The sequence below is a fragment of the Segatella copri genome (assembly GCF_019249765.2).
GTDB classification, from domain to species: domain Bacteria; phylum Bacteroidota; class Bacteroidia; order Bacteroidales; family Bacteroidaceae; genus Prevotella; species Prevotella copri_K.
This window is the reverse complement of the sequence record NZ_CP152485.1, coordinates 67,848-90,179: the sequence shown is the minus strand read 5'-3', so window position 1 is coordinate 90,179 and position 22,332 is coordinate 67,848. Positions and strand designations below refer to the sequence as shown.

Below are 22,332 nucleotides of genomic sequence, written 5' to 3'. Positions count from 1 at the left end.
TTAACATTATGCATAACAACCGCTTTTATTATCCGATGATAGTGTTGTGTCTTGCACTGACCGCCCTGTTGTCCTCCTGCGTATACGAGGATGAGAAGCCATGTCCGTGCGAGGTGCGCTTCGTCTATAACTACAACATGGAGTTCGCCGATGCCTTTCCATCGCAGGTGAACTGGGTGAAGCTGTTCATCTATGATGACCGTGGGCGGTTCGTTTCAACCGTTGAAGACCACATCACACGACACGATGGGAATTATAGTCTGCCACTCCGATTGCAAGCCGGAACGTACACACTGGTGGCATGGGCAGGAACCGACAACACGCCTTCGTGCTACAACATCTCACCCCAACAACCCACCACAGGAAACAGCATCGACCAGCTGCAGCTCAATCTGAAGCTCGGCGATACACAGACCGTCTACGACAAGTCGCCCGAAGACTTGTGGCACGGTATCACTGAACATTTCACCGTCAGCGAGACAGCACCCAGCCTGGCTGTAGTCCCACTGGTAAAAGATGTCAACCGATTCAAGGTGTTGATACAGTCGGCGGACGACAAGCCTCTTACGGCCAGCGACTATTCACTGGTCATAAAAGCGGCCAATCATACCTACGACTACCACAACAACCTCGCAGACTGCCCGGTGCTGGAATATCGCCCCTACAGCATGAAAGAGGCCGTTATAGACAATCAGACCGCTCCAACCAATAGCGCCCTATTGGCAGAGATGGCCACCCTCAGACTAACCACCGACAAAGCGTCGCGGTTCGTCGTACACAACCAAAAGACCAACCGGGATGTGTTCAACATCGACTTGGTGAAATACCTGGAGATGATGCGCCTAGACAAATACAAGGACATGTCTCTACAGGAGTATCTCGACCGTGAGAACAACTATCAAATCATACTGCTTATCGGCCGTGACAGAAACAACGCCGAAGTGGTGCTGTCGCTGCAAATCAACAGATGGCGAATAGTGTTCAACGACAACGATCTGTAAAAAAGACAACTGCCATTATGAGAAAGTATATTTTGTTATTATTCAACATAGCCATCCTACTGATGACAACAGGATGTTCGGACTGCGGGTTTGGACCTGACGGCCCGACACATTCCGTGACTGTATATATCCCCTACAGCAATGTCACACGAGAAGGCAGCGACACTCCCGACGCTGACGCTGTTGATATTCAGGGCAATGAAGGAGTCATAACCGACCTTTGGTTCTTCGCCTATCCCATCGGAAAAGGTGAGGCCGTGGTGCGCAGAATAGACATCGACCAACTCTCATCCGACAACAACTATCGAGTGTTCTACTGCGACCTCAAGCAAGGGGAATACAAAATATATCTGACGGCCAACATTCCGGGCATAAGCATATACACAACAGAAGAACAACTCAAGGCAAAAACGCTCGACTTCAGCAACGGCAATTTGCCGGTGCAAGGTAAGCTGCCACTACTATACGAATACAAAAATAACGAAGATAACAATAAGCTGGAAGTGAGCCCAAACACCTCGGCCACCATAACAGCCAACATGATCTTTGTTTGCTCCAAGGTGAAGTTCTCGTTGCGTTTCAACAACAAAACTTTCTCCCAAAACTCTTTCGGATCCAACCGGTTGAAGATTACATCAATCACGGTGAAAGACATTGTAAACACAGGGGGACTGTTTGACGGAAAGGGAAACAATGGAACACAAGAACAGACGCTCACGGTCAAAAATGAAGTTGACTTCAACAAAGACGAATGGAGCTACACTGACATTCTCTATTTGCCAGAGAACTATAACAACAAAAAAAACACCTATCTTGAGATTAAAGGTACAGAACTTACTTCCAAAGGAGACGAGACCACAATCACCCACACCTACATACTGCCCTTGGGAGGCGTAGCAGGGAATAAATCGGGAGGCGACTTGGAACGAGGTACGTTCTACGACATGATTGCCAGCGTCACTGGCAAGGGTAAAATGGATATGAAGATCAAGATGAGTGTCTTTGAGTGGACATTGCAGGATGTGTATGCCGACTTCAGCCAAACATGGCTATGGGTGTCGCGCACAGGAAAGCACGACGACAGCAACTTTGACCACGACAAGAAAACCGGCCAACAGATACTCGTCACCTCACAATACAACGACTCTATCGGATATAAAACAAACGCCAAAGATATACAGGTGGAATGCGTGGATAAAATCGGCGTAAAACCTCTTGTTCTGGCAACAGTCAAGAGCGGACAAATCAACTTCACCGTCAATCCTGCGATACAGATGAACGAATATGAGGGGCAAACTAAAGGTACGGCAGTGGTAGCCATCCGCGCCAACAATCTCGTGAAATACATTGACGTGCAATACAATGTAACGCCTTTCCTCAACGTCACACCGCTCGAAGTGGAGATAAACACGGAGGAAGGTAAGCAAAGTACGTATGCAGTCTCGTTCGAGACCAACCTTGGCGGAATAACGATTGATAAAACGAGTCTCACCAGCGCCAACAAAGACGACAATGTGACGATAACGTATACGGGAACTTCAAAGGGAAAAATAATGCTCCAATCAGACGGAAAAGCCACAAACACATGGACATCATCTTTCACCGTCTCCCCAAGCAGTTCGGGATACGACGATTTGAAGAAGCCAGTGAAGGTTACGGTCATTCCTCGTCTGAACAACTATAGAATACATTTCATTGCCCTCAACGATAGCCGAGATGGGGCAAATAAAGAACACAACAACACCGGCAAGCCTACCGACAACAAATGGCCAAACTATAACATATACCTATACACCCAGTATGGCATGACCGATAAAAAAGATGGAAACGGTATCCCCCAAAGCGTGTGGTATTTCTTCGACAAAAAAGAAGGTCAAGATAAGCCTTCTTGGCCGGGAGTAGAGATGAAGGTCGACCTGGAAAACGAGGGGTGGAAGCTTTTCGAACTATCCACACAACAAAAAGGATGGTGCAGCATCACAGGAGCGAAATCCAAATATCCCAAACCCGGCGAAACACTGATAATGTTCAATAGCGGTAATGACGCCCAGCGATATCCGTACGAAATGGAACCGGGAGTGCAGCTCTTCGATTTCAAGAACCGCGAAGGATGGTTTGTCTACGACCCTACTTCCAACCTACACGAATTTTTCGAGAGCAAACCCGACATCCATCTGGTAACATTTAAAATGTACTATCAAGGTGATATCATAGACAACTGGTACATAAATACTGGTAGTACATCCCTATACGGTAAGCAAGGTAATGAAGATAATGTAGGATTCAGCACCCAAGTCGATCCTGACGGATACGCTGGTTGGAAACTCACCTCCTTGTCATTCTGGTGTGTCAAAGGGCGAGAATACAAATATGTCATTGTGAAAAAGGAAAATGGACAAGAATACGGTATTCTCTTCGGTGGCAAACGCTTCAAGGACAACACCGGATATTACAAGGATGGAAGATGGTATGAGGGAACTCCCCCGACAACCACAAACACAAAACAAAAAAGAAGAACTAGAAGATGAACAGCAAATACACAAAGATTTTACTGGCTCTGACGATATGTCTGTTGATGTCGGCCTGTTCAGACGACATTTTCAGCGGATCAGACTATTTCGATAACGGCAAGGTGACACTACGGTTGGTCGTTCCCGCCACTACCGTAGTGAACACAAGAGCCAATACCGATGAGACAATCAGTGGCAACGATTTATATGTCATCGAATACGGTGACCAAGGCAGCTTTGTGGCAATGAGAAAGGTCGAGCCAAGCAATTTCAGCGACAACACCCTGACCATCAATGATGTCAATACCAAGACAACCGACATTCACATTGTTGCCAACGGCGATGCCATACTGAAAGGCAAAGACAACATTGCGAAACTTGATGGTGTGTACTGCGATGAGATACCATCGCCACCCGTACTTTGGGGACATATCAACATGAGTGATCTGAAAAGCGGAACGAACAACACGGTCAGCCTGTTGCGCAATGTGGCGATGGCCACTCTGAACAAAGCAGAATCGATAAAAGATAAGTTCGAGATAACGGGTTGGGAAATCACCCAAACGGCCACCCAAGGCAGTATCGCTCCCAAGGACTATAAGGACTATACTGTCGGAAACACGAACGAACCGACCGGAGACAAGCTGGACAAAACGATAGGCAATTGCGAAGGCTCCAACGCCAGAGAAGCACTCTATCTCTTCGAAACCCCTGCAAAGGTCGACTCGCGCATAGTAATCAAAGCAAACGAAAAATACTACACGGCCAACTTTCTGGATGCTGAGGGCAGCAAACTGTCCCTGCTGCGCAACCACCACTACAAGATAACCGTGACCGCCACAGGTGAAGGCTACAACACTAAAGAAGAAGCTCTGAAAGCCCCGGCAGGCAACATCAAGGTAGAGATAAAAGACTACAATTTCATGGTGACCAACCTCATATCCAACGGGGCTTACGAACTAGGCACTTGCGATACCGTGCGGGTAGAGGCCGGTGAGAAGACATACAGTAGCGGAGAGGCTTACTTCGTCACTATGTGGGGCAACGGTGTAAAAGCTGAAAACATTACGCCTAAGCTCAGCACACCCACAGACAGCTGGCTGACAGAAGTCAGCAAAGATGGAGGAACAGACATCTCTTCAGCCGACTATTCGTCGGCAGGCAAAGGCTACAAACTGACCTTCAAGTGCCTCGAGAATCCCAGTGAGGAAATAAGGCAAACCAAACTTACCGTGACTTTCGGCGTACTGAAACGCGACATCGTGATAGTGCAGCAAGGTAGCAACTTAAAAAAAGCCCGAGTAACAAAAATCTACGGACTGCAAGGCGACGGTGAAAATGGACGAGACTACATCAAGTTCATTTCCAAAGAGGTGAATGGTACATCACGCACAGCCATGGGCGGAACCTCAGAGCGCGACAATGGATTGCAACTAGGCATAGGCAGTGAAAACAACTACTATTATACCATTGCGAAGAAAACCGGAGACTCTTACGAGGTCGACAAGGCAGTCGAGGAAAAAGCCGAGGTAAAAGCCGATGGTGGTGTCTACACCATCAAGGCCAAAGACCCGAACGACGAAAGCGTATGGACCGGACGATTCACCATAACAACCAAAGATGGGCACAAAATAATATACGACATCTACCATACGGGCATATTCTGGGAGGAAAAGAACACCTATCAGCCGGCAAGCAACCGAACCAACACAACGGGATGGTACTACTATGAGCTGATAGAGAGTGAAAAAGGTGTGAAGATGCTCGACCGAAACCTAGGGGCAGCTTCTGTGAACGACCCCGGAGGCTACTATCGCATAAAAAAGGGAGACAAGACCTCGGATATGGCCGACATCTGTCCTCCGGGCTTCTCTATACCTACCGCCTCACTGTGGAAGCAACTGACACCTGAAATGACTCTGGTGACACGCACCACTAGCAACGGCACCACCTACCAGTCTGTCGAACTGCCGGCTGCCACCACCGCCCAAAGCAAAAGCATACGGTTCCCCCGTGGAGGCATGAATAACGGATATGAGGTGACCAACCCATCGATAGGTTACTATTGGTCGGCTACCATCGTTTCGGGCAACCAAGGTTTCGATTTCAGCAGCAACGAATATGGCTATTGGTACAACGTGGCGCGCCTGTCGAGTGGTTCACAAGGCATGCAAAATGTTAGGTATGTAGATGGCAAAAATTCTACCGTTGTGTATAAATACTTGAACACCCGATGTGTGAAATCGAGCAGTGCCGTGCTCGACAAAAACCGACTAACGATACACGACAAAAGAACAAGCACGCAACCACTGTATATCTACATATATACCGAAAACAATGAATACAGGAACAGACGTTACGGTGAGAAGATACGAAGCACGGGTGGCTCTGAGACGACCATCTACTACGATATGATCGACCCTGAACGGATAAAGGAATCGTTTGGCGAAAACAAACCGTTGTACATCCGTTTCCGACAGAGTACCAAAGATCTAGAGGACGATGGATGGATTGGCGAAAAGAAACTGGTGGGAGACCAACGAGTATTTACCGTTCACGACTCATCTTTCGAATAATTATATTTCCTTCATTTCGCAACACTATTATAAATTAAACTTTTTAAGTACCTGGGCAACAAAAAGTTGCCCAGGATTTTTCTCATGTCGAAGAATTCACTTATCTTAGTGTTGTAAAACAAACAAGAGAATTCAACGATAGATATGGCAAACAAATACGAATTAGCAGAGGGTGGAGATGAAAGCCTGAAGGTGAAAGGCCTGTTCTATTATGGTGTTGTGAAGGTGAAGGGAAAAACCCATACCTACATCAGTTTCGTGAGTGGCAGTAATGGTAATAACACAGGCCGCTACAAAGCGATGCCAGATTGATAAGTAAGAAAATAATTGATAACTAAGACAATATTATAAGGATGCTTACACTTTTATTATAATTTCAGGGTAAAATAACAGAGAGTCCACAGCAGGCTAACAAGCCAGCTGTGGATTTCTTGATTCTTAGCTTCACTCAAATCTGCACTAGTGTCCCGTTTAGTCTGGACGATTATTATATAAGTTATTAATATCCAATATTTTATGTTCTAGAAGTTGTGTATTCGATTTGATTTTGTACCTTTGCACTCATATGGTATCCTAGCCTATTTTAACCTACTAAAACAGTTCTTTCAACTAAGAAAAGAAACATTTATACTTAGATAAAATCTCCGTTCATAGACGTTGAATGTCCGTTCAACGTCGATGAACCGCCATTCATAGACGCTGAACCGCGGTTCAACGTCTATGAACGGAGATTTCAATAGGGCTAAAGAACATTTTATCCTATAATCAACCAAGACTTTTCCCGAGATTAACCCATTATTAATACAGCAAGAAGGAAGAAAGGAGATAAGAGGAAGCCTGAAAAGAAATAAAAGGAGGAGAGAAAAGAAATAAGAGAAGGGAGAAAAGAAATAAAAGGTATAAGGAAATGAGATAAGGGGCATAAATGAAGAAAAGATGTTTTTAATTTGGTGGTTTCACCATTTATTCATATCTTTGCCAACAAAGAGAATATCACTTAAAAGAAAGGCGAGCAATTATGGCAAGAAAACTATATCCGATAGGATTACAAACTTTCGAACGAATCAGAGTGGAAGATAAGTTCTACATCGACAAGACGGAATATGTATATCGTATGGCACATACTGATGGTACTTATTTCTTCCTGAACCGTCCACGCCGTTTCGGAAAGTCGCTGTTGCTGACTACCATGAAGAGCTATTTTGAAGGAAAGAAGGAGCTTTTCAAAGGACTCGCCATCGAAAAGCTGGAAAAGGATTGGATAAGCTATCCGGTGCTGCATTTCGATATGAGCATGGGCAAACACATGGAGATAGCCCAGCTGGAAAGATATTTCGACCAGCAACTTGCAGAACAAGAGCAGAAATGGGGCATTACGAATCCGGCTGTTGATGCCAACGTCCGCCTCATCTCACTTATCCAGACTGCCTATAGGGAAACGGGCAAGCAAGTGGTAATACTGATTGACGAATATGATGCCCCTTTGCTTGATGTGGTGCACGAGGATGAAAAACTGGAAGAACTTCGCAACGCCATGCGCAATTTCTACAGTCCGCTAAAAGGATGCGAGAAATTGCTCCGCTTCGTATTCCTCACAGGCATCACCAAATTCTCTCAGCTCAGTATCTTCAGCGAATTGAACAACATCACCAATATCAGTATGGACGAGCCGTATGCCGGCATTTGCGGAATTACGGAAGATGAACTGGTGAACGGAATGCGGGATGACATAGAGGCACTTGCAGAAAAATTAAACTTATCGTATGAGCAGACGTTAGCTAAGTTAAAGGATAATTATGACGGCTATCATTTTACATGGCCTTCTCCAGACGTTTATAATCCGTTCAGCTTATTAACCTGCTTTGCCAAGCAGAAGATTGATTCCTACTGGTTTGGATCAGGCACTCCTACTTATCTGATCAATATGATGCGCAATTTCAACTTTCTGCCAGCGAACCTGGGCGAGAGCATGGAAGCCGGAAAGGATGACTTTGATGCTGCCACGGAAACCATGACCACCATCATGCCGCTGCTCTATCAGAGTGGCTACATCACCATCAAGGATTATGATGAAGAAACGGAGCTCTATACCCTAGCCATTCCCAACAAGGAAATAAGAGTTGGATTGTACAGAAGTTTGTTGCCTCATTATCTGACCTCAAAGACTGCAATGTGCAATACCACCATCGCCAAGATGTCGGTGCTTATTAAACAGCGCAAGATAGACGAAGCATTACAGTTGCTGAAATCGTTTTGGGAGACTGTGCCTTATTGCAACAACACCCATTACGAAGGTCATTACCAGCAAACGATGTATATCATCTTTGCCTTGCTCACGAATTTCAGGATTATAGTGGAGCAACATACGTCAAAGGGGAGAATTGATATAACCATGGAGACGGACGATACTATCTATGTAATGGAGCTGAAGTTTGGAAAGACTGCCCAGGAGGCTCTTGAGCAGATAGAAAGCAAGCATTATGCCGATGCCTTTGCCATGAGCGGCAAGGAAATTATCAAGGTAGGTATGAGCTTCAATATCAAAGATGACAACACCATCGTGTTCGATTGGAAATCATCAGAAATTTAGATGACAAAAAAAAAGCGTGCAGGCGACTATGATGTGGCTTGCACGCTTTTTCCTTTTATATTCTTTTTATATTCATCCTACAGCCACGCTGCTCTTTATCCATCAATTCTGGGAGAGAATCATTTTTATAATGCTGGCGAATCTGAACCATGACAGGACCATATTTCCAAGCCTCAAATTGTGCATCAAACATAGGCTCGCCCTTTTGAATCAAGCACTCACGCTGCGTGAAATAAAGTAGCTTATGCAACTTCATTTCATCAATACGAACGCCAAAATCATCCATATAGCGCTTGTATATATAAGAGGCAACTTGTAATATTCCCATCATAGTCATTATTCATTTTATAGTTTATTGCCGCAGAGTTCCGCTTTTTTATTGAAACCGCCAAAGAAAATCAAAAGAAATCTGCAAGTTATCTGCAAATAACCACGAAATCAACCGTAAATTATAAACTATTAACTGTAAACTATAAACTGCTATTCCCAGGCGGTCCCATCCCGCAAAATATGGCGAAGACCGCTTTGGTCCGCCAACCTTAGAGCGTAGCGGTTCCGAGCACCGGAGGGCGGTTACATCCCTTGCCCTTTTGGAAAGGGCGAGGGCTTGGGAGTGGGTTAAGGACCCTCCCCCAGGGGTTTCTGTCCCCTACAAGGGGAACCGAAAGGGTCGTAAAGACTATTGAAGACAGGTGGGGCAAATATAGCACTAAGGGCGGTTTCCCTCTTCTTCCCTAAGAGAAGAAGACCGAGATGAAAGGTGGAGCCTTCTTTAACGGTAAGGAACCTTATATCCAAGGCAATATCTCAGGAAAGCGAAAAAAGCAGTTATATCATTCATTCAACTATTAATCTTTATTAAATTATTAATACTATCGCACCAATTTACGTCATAATGATGTATATTTGCAATCAGAATGATTATCAATTAAACATTATAAGCTTATGGCACAGACAGCAATGACAGTCCGTATGGACAACCAGCAGAAAGCACAGTTTGATAAACTCTGCGAGCAATTCGGCATGAGTGCGAATACCGCTATCAACATCTTTGTTAAGGCAGTAATTCGCAGTAAGAGCATTCCCTTCTCCATTCAAGCAAAGAATGAAGAAGAAGATGAAGTGACTGCAAAAGCAAAAGCTGCGTTCCAGTATATGTGTGACACTGCAAGAGAGAATAACATTGATATGTCACTTGATGAGATCAATGAAGAAATCAGAGAAGTCAGACGATTAAGAAAAGAACGCAATGGTATATGCAGTCATTGATACGTCCCGTTTTCCTTATGCTGGCAACATGCCAGATGAGGACGACCGAGTCTTCTACGAAGTCTGCCTGAGCGAGGAAGACTCCTTCTTAGTAACAGGTAATCTCAAACACTTCCCAAAAGAACCGCAAGTGATTACAGCTGCAGAAATGATGGAAATCCTAGACAACGAACTATAAGATGTCATTACAGCAGGTGTCTCCAGCTCTCGTAGTAGGCGACACCTGTAACCACGCTAACGAGGTGGTATCATTTGATTGATGCAAGCGGTACTGTTAGAGTGCTATGATTATCTCATTGTTTCTGTTTCATCATTGGTGTAGTTGATAATTTACAGGAGTGATTTCTCCATGTCGTTTGGCTCACGAGTCACAGCCATCGGCTCTCCTTCAAATGGTGTCTCTGGCATCAAGTCCATCAACTTCTTCTTCATCCCCCGATGATTGGGGTATTGTCCTGCTGTCTCTTTGATATAACGGCATACCTCCTGGCGTTTCTCCTCGGTCGCTCCATCTTGGCGCGATACCGTTGCTTCTCAATAGACCGTTTCCGCTGCTCGTCCCATTTGATCCGCAACAGCTTTTCTTCCCTTATCTGGATTTCAATATCTTTGAATTCAGGTGTATTCATCACCTCTGCCTTCAGATGCTTCTTGATGACTATTGTCAGATAACGCCGCCATGCCTCCTTGTTCTCTTCGGTAACGAATGGCGGGCATTGCTCTCCGTAGAAGGTGTGCCAAGTGAATGGTTCGAAGTCGAGATGCTAGAGAAAGAATTTGTGTTGGGAGGTGTTGACTTCCATTTTACTTTGGTTTACGTTTTAAAACTTTTCCTGTCAGATAATCACCTTTCTTTTTCACCTGACCAATATATCTGAATTGGTGTAGGACATTCATAAAATTCTGTGCTCCTTCCACTTGCTTAGAAATAGAATAAACCTCTCCTTGCTTTTCAAGTCCTTCAAATATACCTTTTGTTTTAGCGAAGATGCCAGCCAGTTCATTCATAGCTATTAATCTTTTCGCAATACAACATGTACTTGCTAAAACCTTTAGAACTGGATTACTTGACTTTTCCATAGCTTCTGTATACAAAGACAAGTTAAACTCACTGTACGATTTGCAGAAATACGATAATAAAGCATTCGCAATAGTTGGCGTAATACTTTCCAATTCAATCTTATTCAATATGAAGTTATGGTATTTCTTATATTCTATCCAACTCAGCATCTCGACTACATCAGTTATACTAAAAGCAAATTCATCCCACTCAGAAATAATACTATCTGGATTTTTACAAAGGAGGTATTTGCTCAGCAGTGGATGTTCTGCTATTATGTCTTGATAAGTACTTGGAGATATACTAATAATGCCTTCATCTACAACATATCTTATTCTCTTTACGTTTAATTGTGATAAATCCTTGCACCATATATCAATAAGAATACGATTATTGAATATTGAGAAAGCAATTTTGTCATTAATACCATCAGATTCTACAACACTTGACAACAACTCTTTTTCATGTTCATCATTACTTTCCACAAGCTTGGTGAATTCTTCCATGGATTTTTCCTCATTGCAATTCATGAATGCTACCAGTGTACCGTCGATATTCCATGAACCTATGCAAGAGCAGTAATGTTTCACATTTTCAAACGTCATTTTTATTTTATTTTCAGCGAACAAGGTACTTACAACATCTTTATCAGTAATATCCTTACAATCATCCCACAAAGTATTATTATGCTTGATAAGTTTAATAATATCGTCCAAATTAATATCTTCATCCATTAAAGACACTATTGTATCAGAAGATTCATGGGTGTTGCTTGAAGTAAGCATAAGATTTTCCACAAATGCTGGTAATTCCAGAAGAACATAATCCTGAAGTTCATTCAGTTCTGTCTCTTCTATAGAAGTATAAATTGCAGAATCCAAATTAACTACAGGCAAATCATTATGCTTGAATATCACCTTGATATTATCCAATGTTAGAGCATACATATTATTCTCATATATATAAGAATATGTGTCAGCAGCATTGCTGTCATCTATCAACGATTGAACATTTAAATCCAGCAAATCAAGAAGCTCCCGAACCTTTTTTTGATCTATATCTTCAAACAGATCAGGATAATTGTAGTTATCGTTTACATAAGTATTGAATGGATATGAGGTATTTACAGATCTTATGTCGTTTATGTCTGCATACTTAAACATCGTGGATATAACCCTGTCTTTATCCTTATTAGTATGATTCATATCCATATTTAATGATTTCCAAACATTTTTATCAATATGGACTAATCGCTTGATGAAGGTCGGTACACAATTGCCTTCTTGCATGAATTGATACAGCAAATCTATATATTGTTCATGAACAACCATTTGTTTAAGAATAGCATCACATTCATCCTCATATTCATCTTCATGCAGTAAGCAGAATTTCAACAGGTCTTTGTTTAATATTCCCTTATGGTCATAATCTACAACAGATAGGTTCTGGATAAGAGAAGGAATTTCTTGCAACTTATAATCAAATTCCTTTGGTGTATTGAATTTGATAGAAAGAAGGAATTCCTGATCAGAAGGTGTTAGTCTTCCTTCTTGGAATATTGAAATATAGAAGAAATACTCTTCGTCTATATATCCCTTTTCCAAGAGATATTTGAGGACCTTATGTTTTTCTTCTTCACCTTTTGGTATGTTCACATGCTCGAAGATATCCCTATCTGATTTTGCAATATCTGTGAGTGTATATTTATCTATGGCTGCTATTTCATCCATAAAAGCCCTGCGCTCATCTCTAAGATTTTCTATTTTGTTATTTGCAACTGATTGAATGATTTTTTTCCTTACGCTATATTTATAACTTTCCCCTAAAGTAGATTTGATTTCATCTGCTGTAAGATGCTTTACATCATAACTGTAGTAGGTATTTCTAAAGAATATATGCCCTTCAAGAATATGATGTATATTATCTTCTGAAAATAGACTGCTTATATCTGTTTTGCAACCATCACAGTATATTTCCCAATCAAGGCCTGGCCATAATTTCAATAACTTTCCAACAATAACTGCGCGTAATTCTTCTATAGACCGAAGAGACTCTTCTGATATAGCTTGTATCTCCAAGTCTATCTCCTCTAATCGTTTCCAATCATCTTTTTTGATTTCATTCTTTAATAATCCTGTAGATATAAAAGTCTCATAGACCACGCCCTTGTTTTGATGCAACAAAGAAAAATCTGTAGGATAGAGATTCTTATACAGAATCATAGCCAATAATTTTTCCTTATTCAATTTTTTGTCAAGTAAGTTACGATATAGGTCAAACTCATTCACGACATTCGTCAATACCCTCATATCGTTTACAAATGCGGATATATCCGTAATAAATGAAGAGCGCACCTCAGCCTCTGGAATATGTAAATTTGCTATTTTTCTCCTGAACAAGTCACCAGAATTAGAAGCATTCACAAAAGGAATAACAGGAACGATATAGTCAAAGAACTTTGTTCGTTCTTCTGCATTGGCGAAAATGTCATCTTTCAATGCATATAGAAAGACAATTCTCCTTCCTATTTCTTCAGACTGGTTAAGAATCAGGTTTAATTCCCTCAATTTTGTAAATATATGAGTATTTTCAAAGCGGTCAATATCTTCAAATATTACAACATTATACTTCTTTTCCTGGAAGAGATAAAGAATCTCGTCCAAATAGCGATTCATAATGGAAACATTCTTCTTCTCTTCAAATTCTAAGGTAGCCTTATCTAACGTTAGGTTTTTGATACTAATCTTCTTTATAAAAAGAATAAGTTGAAACAGAATAACACATATACCAAGAATGAATACACATATACTTAACCCAAATAAGAATGAAGATTTTAAGACTTCTGTTGGAATCAAGAAGTACTTTGTCACCTGTTCCTGACAAAACAGGCACAAGTTTGCTACAACAAACAACAATATGCACACAACCACAAAAATTCTCTTCTTGCGTGATGTCCTTTCAATTCGTCCGAATCTTGATTCTGGTATATTTGTAGCTTTTACATGGTAGAAAAGTTGTTGCAATATACTATATTCCAACTGTTCCTCAAAGCTGTCTTCATTACTCTTTGGTGTACTATCACTTTCAGACATATTAACCTCAACAAAAGACGCAAGCGACACATTCACATAATGATATTCCGGGTAATATGCTTTGAAAGTTTTAAGTATAGAACTCTTTCCAGCTCCATAAGAGCCAGTCAAAGCTATATTGAATACATTTGGTTGGTCTATCGCATTTTTTAGACGGATAATATATTCTTTATGTCTCTTGAAATCGTCTATAGGAGACAATAAGGATATGTGGTTTTCCCCCGTATCTTCTAATTTCCATCGGTTGACTTTACGACTACAATTGACAGCTATTTTACGAATGTATTTTCGATAGGCTTTATCTATCTTTTCCTTGCAGAAAATAACTCTTGACATAATCAAATGTCTACAAATACCTATCAAATAGCAAATGGTACCCATAAATGACATTCCCAACAATATAACTATTACTGTAGGATTCCATTGCATGTAAAAACCGACAGCAATAGCAATGACCATGAATGCCGAAAATAGTGCAAAAATAATATTCTTCTTCATATTATTCTCTTATTTTTTTATCTGCCATATTCCATCTGTGCTTGTTTCAGTATATCTTGGCAGCTCTTTTATAAGAGCTCTTTTGATATATCATCTATGCCTATAGAGATACCCAACCATTGTTTCAATAATTTTTCACGCTCAATATCAGATATAATAGTGAACATTGTACCGATACTACTCTATTGACATATACCAGCAGTTATTTAAAAACTATCTTTTTTAGGTAGCTTATCTAATAAAAACTTAAATAAGTCAAGTAATTGCTTAAAGACATCAACAAGCGTATTTTTTTCAGATGAATGTTCTTTAGCAAACTCACCCAAATAGTACACCATTTCTACATCAGAAATCTGCGCACCAAACTTTGCTATTATATCATTGCCAAGTTCAGACAACCCCTGACATAATTGTGAAAATTCAACGTATAATGTATGTATCAGTTTTTTATGTACCAAAACAAACAACATATTATCTTTGCTCTTTATAGCCATATCACTCAACAATGCTGATATTTTTTCTAATCTATTAAGCTTGTTTTCAAATTCTTCAACCAAGATGTTCAAATTAACATCGGATTTCTCATTTTTAGAATTCAGCTCACTGAGCCAGTCATCTATATAATGCAAGTATTTATCCACATTACATTTATTTTGTGTCAGCTCATATATGATCTTAACTGAAGTATTGAAATTAGAATAATCTATCTGATTCGACATTTTTCTAATATTCACAAGTTCCTGGTTCAAATAAGGATTCTTATAATGCATCCATTGACAAACAAAAGGACAGCACGTTGTCTTACATTGGCCCTCTTCTATTGCAACTTCAAATCCCTCCTCTGTATTATTTACATTCATACCTTGACAAGTCTTTTTTAGAGGACTAGGTGCTAACAATCTGTTGTTTGTATTCAAAAATATGCGAAGAGTAACATCCTCATTCATTCCCTTAGGAGATAAATAACTAACATTTGTTATATCCTTATCAAGAGAATAAGTACTTTCTAACATGACTTTCTTCACCGCCAGATGACTTATCCAATGAAAACGTGAAATATCAGGGATATTCCTTAAGACTTCTTTTAAATAAACAGGGCTTACTCTATCTTGGCTCATATCCAAACTATCTGCCAACCTAATGATGGACTTTAAGAACTTTATATGAACTTTAGAAACCACACCGTCTAATATGCAAGTATTGTCCAAATACTCCTTGCTTTTTGTCTTATCTTGCAACTTTTGTAATTCATCCATAAGTTTTTCTGGTGCTTCATACACATTCACAGCGTCATCACCATGGGCAAAAGCTATATTGGAAATTAAATTTCTTGTAGTTTCATTCAAGAATGCAAACATTTGACGATAATTAATCGCATTTGAACTATCTTTTGCATGACTACTTCTTATTTTTTGCTCAAAATAGCTATCTACCTCTTTATAAGCTTTTACAAACTGTGCCTCTATACTATCTTCTATCGGCGCATCCAACTTATCACGATTGAAATTATTGACATCCGGATAATCAACTAAAGTTATATCATGAAAATAGCAAGCCATAAACAATAGAAAATAATCATAGCTCGTCAAATCATACATTGCAAAAGTACGACTAATCTCAATGCACTTTTCTATTAATGCTATAGAATGTTCAACATTATGGAGAGTAAAGAAATGTAAGAACTTACTGCCGTTTTTCCAAAGCCCACTCACAAGAAGGTGTGCTTGAATCAACTGATCATTTTTTGTGTGACCTTTTACATATCTACGTATTAGGGGCAACACTTTTGCAACAGAACAATCCATTTCAAATTCACCATTTCCCCAAATGTCATTCTCTAATAGGGCTATAACAAAGGCTTTAAATTTGCTATAAGAAAATCCTGTCTGCCTCAGATAATGAAGAATTCTAACCTCATTCCAAGACAATTGCTGAAAATTAGTGGTTTGATAAGAATCAACTTGAGATAGCGACACGTGGTTTAACTTGCAAAATATAGCAAGAAACAGAACACGCTGGTATTCTTGACTAACGTTGAATACAAATCTTCGACAATCTTTTATTGGAAAATATCGTTCATATACGTCAAACAATTGTTTCCAATCACACAATGAAGTACATTTTACCAAATCCATTTCTTTTATGAATGCACTTACTTCTTTGTCCAGACAAAAATAATAACATATTTGTTTTGTAGTATCCTTATAGTATTTATAACCTTTACAATCTGTTGTATAGTATAAATTCCCATGATTAATTCCTACCTCATTAGCATATCGAAGATCCAAATTCTCAACTGCAGATAAAATTTGTTTCCTTTCATTACTTTTTAATTTTATAGAATCTCGATAATATTGCCTAAGCCAGCCATTATTTACTAATTCAACTAAATTATCCTCTATATCTATAAGTTTACAGGAACTATTATAAGTCTCGAGACGATCTACCAGTTGTACTTTTCTATTGGCATAAAACTTATAGAAACTATCAAGACGCTTCTTATATAATCCTTGTTCTAAATTACCTGCGATATTTTTCCTCTCCTTATCAATAGCATTCAATAAACACTCTATTAAGGAAAGAGATGACTTATCTGTATTCTCACCAAGATTTACCTTGATATGCTGCATGAGCCCTGAAGTCTTTCGGTTCAATATCATGAGATTTCCAATGGACTCGTCTACTTTATCTATAGGAAAAGAACAACATTTATCATCAACATCATGTAATTGGAGAATAAACGGTATCTTATTCTCTTTGAGAAATGAACATACCTTATCCACAGGAGCAAGGCACTCTTTTGTAAAAGCAGCCAATTCCTGATTTATCTTCTTTACTGAATCTCTTATTTTTTTCTGATCTTCATTACAAAATACAGTAATATCATCTACATAATAATCTTTATCTCCTATCAAATGTCTATCGACAATCTTAGCTATATCCTTCATTACCCAATTGGCAAAAAATGCACAATGAGGTAATCCTTGTGGCAAACCTTTTGCATAGTATACATTACTTTCACCAACATTTGTACCATAATAAATATACCGCTCTTTCTCATTCAGGCATTCATTGAGCTTAAAACACAATAAGAGTTGCAATATTCTTGCCAAACAATCCTTATCGGACTTACAAACCTTACCGGGATTGCCATATTTAGCATCTTCGCAATTCTCATTTAAAGAGAATGAGAAACGGCCCAATATTTCCTCATAAACACTATTAACATTAATATTTGGAAAAAAATCCTTTATGTCAAGATAGGCCTCATGAGTAAACTGTTTCGTATTAGCATAATTGCGGTGCTTATCTATTGTTGCCTGCACATACCCTTTGTATTGACCAACCCAGTTTTTATAAACAAACTCAACTTGATTAGTAAGCCTATTTCCCCAGAAATTATCTGGGATAAGCATACAGATAGGATTGATTTGCCTTATACTTTTTTCTAATTCATCATCGTAGAATACAATATTGCTCAAAGCTTGCAGACAAACCAATGTCTGTATATCAGCAAAATGAATGGGTCTATATTCTGGCGAGCCATCATCATTAACCTTCTTCAATTGGAAATGTACAGAAATCGAGAAAACATAATCTCCGTCTTCTAAGGCATTCTTCAATGTTTGCTGGCAAGAGGAAACAAACTCCTTGTTAGCAAGATAACGATCAAGACACAAAGCACTATAGTTACTTATATCTTCCTGCTTTAAAAGACCTATTTCATTAACATAACTTGGCAATGCATATATAGCAGCATAAATGTTCCGTTCGTCTAAAACACGTTCTATAAGAGTCATAAGATAAAACTATTAACACATTAGTAAATCACCGTTAGAACGTAACTACTGATTTTCAGCAGTTAGCACATCCAACATTTTTCAAAAAAAGCATATTATTAATTGGTATTGTCAGAGCAGCCAATTAGGCAGCCTTGACATTCACATTTTTGTTCGAGTTATAATTACATGGGATTAGGGACATGAAGTCTTGCTCCCCCCCCCTCCATCAGTCGGGTGAGTATATCTTCTATATAATCACCAAAATTAATGTCATTCAACTTGCAGCTCTCAAAAAGTGAGAACATAAAAGCTATGTTTTCCGTACCAAAATATCAGTATTCATAATATGATTTCCGTTTGTACGGATGTTGATAGCAACAGTATCAATGTCTCACGGCTTATTTTATGACAGCAAGCTGCCTCCAAGAAGCGAGCCATCTCATCACCAGTCGGAGACTTCAATATCAGTCTCTCAACTTGCCAACCTGCAGGAGATTTGTTGCTCAGAAACAAAATTCTCCTCAACTGTCAAAGCGATAAACTCACCTTCGCCTAGCTTCTTGTTTTCATTTGGGTGAAGCTTATTTGAACGATATGATTTCTTAAACTCAATGAGCCAGTCATAATCCACTGCCTTATCTTTACAATACTTGCGCAAGCTACGACCTTTACGATTTTGGTTGTAATCCTGCATTACTTTTTCGAAATATTCCCTTGTTTCCATTATCAAGCTGTTTTGATTACGGATGCAAAGGTAATATATTATATAGGTACCGCCATACGGGCTAATGGTAATTTACTGGACGCTTACGAAGATTACTAATGGAGTAAACGGATATCATCGGAATTAGTGAACGAGTATCGACTGGAATACGCAGAAGAGTTACGAAGTTTTCTATCTCTACGATTCTTATTACGGCTATCACAAAATACTTACTATGTATCTAATAGCCTCCATATTTTCTGAAATAATGATATTGCAGATAAATGAATCCTCTTATATGAACTTCTAATCCCTTCAAAAGACAGAAACACAACAAAGGCGTTCAGAATTGCTTCATCAATATCTTTGCTAAACAAAAATTCTGAAAATTGAAATTTCTTTATGCATATGATACAAACAAATACAGCATAGGCCACATTCAAAAGAAATTCTACAGAACCTGCATCGTAAATATATATAATTAATTCTGCTATTCTTTTTTTAAGCCTTTTCCCTTCGGTATGAGTAACGAATGGAGTTTTACAGATTACCCGCTTTATATAAGATGGACAATATACTAGGATAAATGAACTCAGTACTAAAATAACAAAATACTCTGTAGGCTTACAAATCAGTCCCGGAGCGACTTTATTTGTGAGAAAAATAACAATAAATACAGGAAGCACAGCCGAGATAACAGATACAACACTCACGATAAGCAATGCCATAAACGGCAAGTTTAATGTAGAAAAAAGATAAATTACACTAATCGGAGTTTTCATTACTTTAAACAGGGCCATCTTCCAAGTCACTTTTTGGACATTATGTGACTCCAGTTGCGGACATAAATATATAAACAACATTATTAAAACTACCCCCAAAAAGATAATGATGGAAAATACTTCTGGTGGCAGAAAGGTAAATATACAAAACGATATGCCACCTAAAAATAAAATTAAGAATGACACAAGCTTAAGCCAACTATTGAAGGACAGTTCCGGTAACAAACTTTTTGCTTCGGATATTCTCCTTTCATTCTTACAGACATAATGAGTAAGACTTAAAGATCTCACGATTACTGCCCCCTTACATTTTTCTGCCATAAAGGAAAAAGGATATTCACAAATGCTACCATCTCCAAAGAAAACGACAACAGATTCACTGGGGGAATCTATAGAACCATCTTCTATACTTATAAGTTTTCTTCTTTTTACTCTACATTTTCTTGAAGATAGTTTTGTTGATTTGGCTAGTAACCTATCAACGATAGGATATACTATTTTCTTTTCAAGACCTAGATTTCTATAATCAACTATCTTACTCCATGCAGCCATCAAAAAGCAGTATAAGATAATTAATATAAAACCTGCACCAAACAACATTTTAAATTCTTCATTCCAAATAAGGCTCAAAAGTAATATAGAGAATGACAGCCATAATAATGTAAGAAAAATAAATACCCAGTTATGAAGAAATCTATATCTTATATACATTACTACAACCTTTCCTGGAAGAAAATGTTCATCTACTGTATAAGAATGATTATTTCGATTTAACATCATAAAAAAACACACGCAGCTAAACGCTTATTTTTTACATTTAATATTATTTATAGGGTGAAGGATTGCTAAGCTCGATATGAGAGAAGTAACATCATAACTTTTGGTACCAATATACCGCTATTATCATATAATTGTAGCGGTGAATCAGTACCAAAAGATATCAGGCTCTCAAGGAAGCAAAAGCTCTATCCCTTACAATCTGCGGCATATATGAATTCTTCTCAACCTGATTGCCAAGACCAAGTTTAGGATACACCATACCACCAACTCCCGGTAATACGACACCATTATCATCCCTGACATCATCAATTGCAAATGTAAGGAATTTAAATTTTGATGAAACAGAAGCAGGAAACTCCTTCATTAAACTATCCTTGGCATTTACATACATGACAGGAGCTGCGATTATAATATTCTGAGGGTTTACACGTTTCACAAGATAGTTCAACTGTGATTTTACAACACAGGAAGTACTGATAATCGATTTTACGACTATCATCGTATCACAAGTATCACCCTCCATGTCTACATAAGATTTATTGATTTCAGAAACCTCTATCTTTGGATCTTGGCTGATAGTAATCCTATTAGACCACAAGACAGCCAGTCCAATATCATGATGCAAACTATCAATCAAACCTTTCGCCAACCAATCAGCATCTTCAGACGCACAGACAAGCAGTACATTTCCTAACTCAGGATATCTTTTAGCAATCAACACCCCAAGTTCTGAACCTAATTCAGAAAAGGCCATACGATATTGTGCAGAATCAACATTCGGCATTATGAGCTGAGTTAAAGCTTGTTTAACCTTCAGTTTATTCTCATGATTTAAATTTTCAAATATTCTTGCCATAACCTTTCCATTTTAAATCAAGTTTTGGATCATAGTTTCTACATCTTGAATTTCCAATAAGCTACTCATCTTTTTGTCGTTTAACTTAAGAGTACCCTCAAAATGCCGAAAACTCCATTCTATCACATTTTTATCAACCTTTAAAGAGAAGCCCATGCCACTCAGCAGTGTAACCAATTGATTTTTTAAAGTTTCATCTATTGGCATTCCACCATACCACTTATCTTCCATCAGAGTCCAATACCCCTTTACATCCAAGTTGCTATACGCATCAGCTTGCCATAGCGAAATGAGAATCATTGAAACTACTTCAATCTTGTTATTCTCGCCAGGTTTACAACCTACAGCCTTATAAGCAACATCTGCAAAATCTTGCCAATAAATGTATTCATTCAAGCAGTGCAACATCGGATAGGATTCTACAGAGGTAACCCCTTTCAAGCCATCAGGCATACGCTCTATTAAACTATCTTTTCTGCCACTAACCACGAGTTTTAAAGAGAACCTTTCAGCCCGCTCTTCACATAGCTTCTTCTGCATGGAGAAATCATATTTCAATTCACCATGTTTCATACTCCCCCAAGATGGATTTTTCTTATTCTTTAATTGATGATAAACATTCGTTGTACCATCAGAAATAAGCAAATCATCCACATAAGCATCTTCAACTTGCCCTGAGACGATAGTCGAATCATTCCCATTAGCTATTTCACGGAATATTGCGAAAACAGCATAATAGGCTTCATAGAGATTACCTCGTCTACCACTTTCACCGCCACGATGCTTATTGGTTAAGTATAATTTTTCATCTTCATCCATAACGATGCATTTTA

13 protein-coding genes are annotated in these 22,332 nt (G+C 39.1%); 6 read left to right on the top strand and 7 right to left on the bottom strand.

Annotation, left to right across the window (positions count from 1 at the left end; genetic code table 11):
• Window positions 1-8: 8 nt before the first annotated feature.
• The 5 genes from KUA46_RS16630 to KUA46_RS16610 all read left to right on the top strand — a co-directional run bounded on the left by KUA46_RS16630 (window position 9) and on the right by KUA46_RS16610 (window position 8,677).
• The gene (locus KUA46_RS16630) at window positions 9-1,001 is read left to right on the top strand and encodes a FimB/Mfa2 family fimbrial subunit (protein ID WP_218487421.1); all 993 of its coding nucleotides are present in this window, start codon (window positions 9-11) and stop codon (window positions 999-1,001) included.
• A gap of 17 nt (window positions 1,002-1,018) precedes the next feature.
• Window positions 1,019-3,529 (top strand): hypothetical protein, encoded by a 2,511-nt coding sequence (locus KUA46_RS16625; protein ID WP_217746028.1) that lies wholly within the window; start codon window positions 1,019-1,021, stop codon window positions 3,527-3,529.
• Window positions 3,526-6,087 (top strand): BACON domain-containing protein, encoded by a 2,562-nt coding sequence (locus KUA46_RS16620; protein WP_217746027.1) that lies wholly within the window; start codon window positions 3,526-3,528, stop codon window positions 6,085-6,087. Before KUA46_RS16625 ends, KUA46_RS16620 begins: the two co-directional genes overlap by 4 nt.
• Before the next feature lie 144 nt (window positions 6,088-6,231).
• Window positions 6,232-6,399: a hypothetical protein gene (locus KUA46_RS16615; RefSeq protein WP_153137195.1), complete on the top strand. Its 168-nt coding sequence runs from the start codon at window positions 6,232-6,234 to the stop codon at window positions 6,397-6,399.
• A gap of 706 nt (window positions 6,400-7,105) precedes the next feature.
• Window positions 7,106-8,677, top strand: a complete 1,572-nt coding sequence (locus tag KUA46_RS16610; protein ID WP_218487422.1) for an ATP-binding protein — start codon at window positions 7,106-7,108, stop codon at window positions 8,675-8,677.
• 55 nt (window positions 8,678-8,732) lie between these two features.
• Here KUA46_RS16610 and KUA46_RS16605 read toward each other — a convergent pair whose 3' ends face one another.
• The gene (locus KUA46_RS16605; protein ID WP_217326944.1) at window positions 8,733-9,008 is read right to left on the bottom strand and encodes a Panacea domain-containing protein; all 276 of its coding nucleotides are present in this window, start codon (window positions 9,006-9,008) and stop codon (window positions 8,733-8,735) included.
• Between the two features lie 614 nt (window positions 9,009-9,622).
• Here KUA46_RS16605 and KUA46_RS16600 point away from each other — a divergent pair.
• Window positions 9,623-9,946: a type II toxin-antitoxin system RelB/DinJ family antitoxin gene (locus KUA46_RS16600; protein WP_117729522.1), complete on the top strand. Its 324-nt coding sequence runs from the start codon at window positions 9,623-9,625 to the stop codon at window positions 9,944-9,946.
• Between the two features lie 804 nt (window positions 9,947-10,750).
• On the opposite strand, the gene KUA46_RS16595 is transcribed toward KUA46_RS16600, so the two are convergent.
• From KUA46_RS16595 to KUA46_RS16570, 6 genes are all read right to left on the bottom strand, one after another.
• The gene (locus KUA46_RS16595) at window positions 10,751-14,596 is read right to left on the bottom strand and encodes a P-loop NTPase fold protein (protein WP_218487423.1); all 3,846 of its coding nucleotides are present in this window, start codon (window positions 14,594-14,596) and stop codon (window positions 10,751-10,753) included.
• Between the two features lie 206 nt (window positions 14,597-14,802).
• Window positions 14,803-18,396 carry an HD domain-containing protein gene (locus tag KUA46_RS16590; RefSeq protein ID WP_218487424.1) on the bottom strand — a complete coding sequence of 1,198 codons (3,594 nt, stop codon included), beginning with the start codon at window positions 18,394-18,396 and terminating at the stop codon, window positions 14,803-14,805.
• A gap of 454 nt (window positions 18,397-18,850) precedes the next feature.
• Window positions 18,851-19,102, bottom strand: a complete 252-nt coding sequence (locus KUA46_RS16585; RefSeq protein ID WP_218487425.1) for a hypothetical protein — start codon at window positions 19,100-19,102, stop codon at window positions 18,851-18,853.
• Between the two features lie 212 nt (window positions 19,103-19,314).
• A complete protein-coding gene (locus KUA46_RS16580; RefSeq protein ID WP_218487426.1) occupies window positions 19,315-20,643 on the bottom strand; it encodes a hypothetical protein in 1,329 nt (442 codons plus the stop codon).
• A 160-nt stretch (window positions 20,644-20,803) separates the two neighbouring features.
• A complete protein-coding gene (locus KUA46_RS16575; protein ID WP_218487427.1) occupies window positions 20,804-21,499 on the bottom strand; it encodes a uracil phosphoribosyltransferase in 696 nt (231 codons plus the stop codon).
• A gap of 12 nt (window positions 21,500-21,511) precedes the next feature.
• A complete protein-coding gene (locus tag KUA46_RS16570; RefSeq protein WP_218487428.1) occupies window positions 21,512-22,318 on the bottom strand; it encodes a DUF4297 domain-containing protein in 807 nt (268 codons plus the stop codon).
• Window positions 22,319-22,332 lie beyond the last annotated feature (14 nt).

What these genes read in the sequence shown, in the direction of transcription:
- KUA46_RS16620 (WP_217746027.1), top strand. Translation starts at nt 3,526, where the DNA reads ATGAACAGCAAATACACAAAGATTTTACTGGCTCTGACGATATGTCTG.
- KUA46_RS16615 (WP_153137195.1), top strand. Translation starts at nt 6,232, where the DNA reads ATGGCAAACAAATACGAATTAGCAGAGGGTGGAGATGAAAGCCTGAAG.
- KUA46_RS16570 (WP_218487428.1), bottom strand. Translation starts at nt 22,318, where the DNA reads ATGGATGAAGATGAAAAATTATACTTAACCAATAAGCATCGTGGCGGT.
- KUA46_RS16580 (WP_218487426.1), bottom strand. Translation starts at nt 20,643, where the DNA reads ATGATGTTAAATCGAAATAATCATTCTTATACAGTAGATGAACATTTT.
- KUA46_RS16605 (WP_217326944.1), bottom strand. Translation starts at nt 9,008, where the DNA reads ATGATGGGAATATTACAAGTTGCCTCTTATATATACAAGCGCTATATG.
- KUA46_RS16590 (WP_218487424.1), bottom strand. Translation starts at nt 18,396, where the DNA reads ATGACTCTTATAGAACGTGTTTTAGACGAACGGAACATTTATGCTGCT.
- KUA46_RS16625 (WP_217746028.1), top strand. Translation starts at nt 1,019, where the DNA reads ATGAGAAAGTATATTTTGTTATTATTCAACATAGCCATCCTACTGATG.
- KUA46_RS16595 (WP_218487423.1), bottom strand. Translation starts at nt 14,596, where the DNA reads ATGAAGAAGAATATTATTTTTGCACTATTTTCGGCATTCATGGTCATT.
- KUA46_RS16610 (WP_218487422.1), top strand. Translation starts at nt 7,106, where the DNA reads ATGGCAAGAAAACTATATCCGATAGGATTACAAACTTTCGAACGAATC.
- KUA46_RS16630 (WP_218487421.1), top strand. Translation starts at nt 9, where the DNA reads ATGCATAACAACCGCTTTTATTATCCGATGATAGTGTTGTGTCTTGCA.
- KUA46_RS16575 (WP_218487427.1), bottom strand. Translation starts at nt 21,499, where the DNA reads ATGGCAAGAATATTTGAAAATTTAAATCATGAGAATAAACTGAAGGTT.
- KUA46_RS16585 (WP_218487425.1), bottom strand. Translation starts at nt 19,102, where the DNA reads ATGGAAACAAGGGAATATTTCGAAAAAGTAATGCAGGATTACAACCAA.
- KUA46_RS16600 (WP_117729522.1), top strand. Translation starts at nt 9,623, where the DNA reads ATGGCACAGACAGCAATGACAGTCCGTATGGACAACCAGCAGAAAGCA.